This window comes from Streptomyces sp. NPDC058279 (assembly GCF_042881255.1).
Taxonomy (GTDB): domain Bacteria; phylum Actinomycetota; class Actinomycetes; order Streptomycetales; family Streptomycetaceae; genus Streptomyces.
In genome coordinates this window covers 1-1752 of record NZ_JBHVYA010000054.1, presented here as the reverse complement: position 1 = coordinate 1752, position 1752 = coordinate 1, and the positions used below count along the sequence as shown (strand labels likewise).

Below are 1752 nucleotides of genomic sequence, written 5' to 3'. Positions count from 1 at the left end.
AACGAAACCCCCGCAACTACCTGGCCTTTCTCGGCCTCGCCGCCGCCCTCTGCTGCTACAAACGACTCGTCCGCCTCACCACATAGGACACGGTCATAGTCCTCGGCCTGCTCCCGGCGGGGAGGGGCCGGCAAGGGGGCGAGACCGAGCATGAAAGCGGCGATTTCCACGGCGGCGGCCAGATCGGGCGTCTGTACGTGCGCGGGCACGGTGGTCAGATCAACGAGTCTGGTGAGCCTGCCGTCCAGGGCGCTTCGAGGGTCGAAGCGGGGGCCGCCGAAGTGCTGCAGCATGCGCATGCAGTCGCTGTCCGGGTTTTGCAGGGCGATGACGCACACCCCGCTGCTGGTCTTCCAGGACACGAGCCGGCGCAGGTGGGCGGCCCACTGGTCCAGCGGAATGTAGTAGAGGACATGCGCGCACAGTACGAGGTCGGCCTGGCTGCGGGGGCGGACGTCCAGGATCTCCTCTTCGTGGATCTCTGCCTGGGGGAGCTGGTGCGCCAGGCGTTTGCGTAAATCGGGGTTGGGCTCGACCGCGATGGTGCGCTCAAAGTGCGCGGCCAGCTGGGCGGTGGTCTCGCCGCTGCCGGCTCCTGCGTCCAGCAGCACCCGGCGGTCAGGGATTGTGGAGACGACCTGGCGAAGATAGTCGTGGGCCTTCCGCTTCTGATCAGTGTGCGCGAGGAACGTCGCGAACGCCTTCTCGTACTGCACGCTTTTGGAGTTCCAGGCAATGAAGTCCGCGGTCACGTCCGAACCTTCCGAGACTGCGTCGGTCGGGGCTGAGGGCTGGTGAGGCGTATCAGCTTGGCCAACGCGCCCACACCCGCGAGATCCAGGAATGACGCGCTGTCGGCGGGGCCAGAACATCTGCCCTACATCATCTTCTTGGGCATTTGCGGTGACTCGAAACGCAGTGGCCGGCAAAACTCTCCGTCCTCGTGATCCACCGCTCCCGATGGCGCTCGTCAGTACCCTGATGATCCGGGAGGTGTTCGCCGATCCGGAGTGGGCAACCTGTCGGCCGGGGACCCGGGGGCCCGGTACGAAGGCCGCGGCGTCCGCGGCCCCGTCGAGCATCGACCCGGCGATCGCCCCGTGCCTCAGCAGCCCACCCGGTCACGTCCCTGGGGTGCCGTTGGTTCACGGTCACACCCCTCGGCACGATGTCGGCCCCCGGGTGGTCAACGGGCCGGGCCCGGCAGCACGTTACGTCCTGGCCAGAGGAACACCGTTGCCGCCCGTTGTCTCTGATCCTCACACCAGGTCAGCGAGCGGACTGCACCCAGTTAAAACCGGTGCGGGAGAAGATCCGAGTCCCGAAATCGGGGCTGGAGGCCGGCCGGCAGTTGCGCCGGGCCTTCCCCGACCGTCCGGGCGGGAGGACCCGCGCCGGGCCCGGAACTCAGGGCCGGCGAGTGATCCCGGGCATCCGCTCTCGGTCGGTCGACGGCCCGGGCAGCGCCTCGCTCGTTGTGCGGGTATGGACGACGCACCGAGACTTGTAAACCAGCGGCCGTACGGGGCGGCACAGCAGCGCCGCACACTGAGGTCCCACTTCGAGACCGCCCTCGCCCGCCGCCTGGGAGTTATGGCCAAGCCGTCGGTATGGCCCGCCCCGGCGGCGCCAAGCCGTGCGATGGATGGTGCCGGGTTTTAGACCGTGTCCTATGTGGTGGGGCATCGTTGGCCTTGCTATGGGGCGGGGTACGTGGAGTTGGATTGTTCCGGACGGGTTGTGGGAGATCGC

The 1752-nt window shown here is 67.8% G+C and carries 1 pseudogene; it reads right to left on the bottom strand.

Annotation, left to right across the window (positions count from 1 at the left end):
- Positions 1 to 323 precede the first annotated feature (323 nt).
- Positions 324 to 872, bottom strand: a pseudogene (locus ACFVXJ_RS31255) (class I SAM-dependent methyltransferase); the annotation flags it as partial.
- Between the last annotated feature and the right edge of the window lie 880 nt (positions 873 to 1752).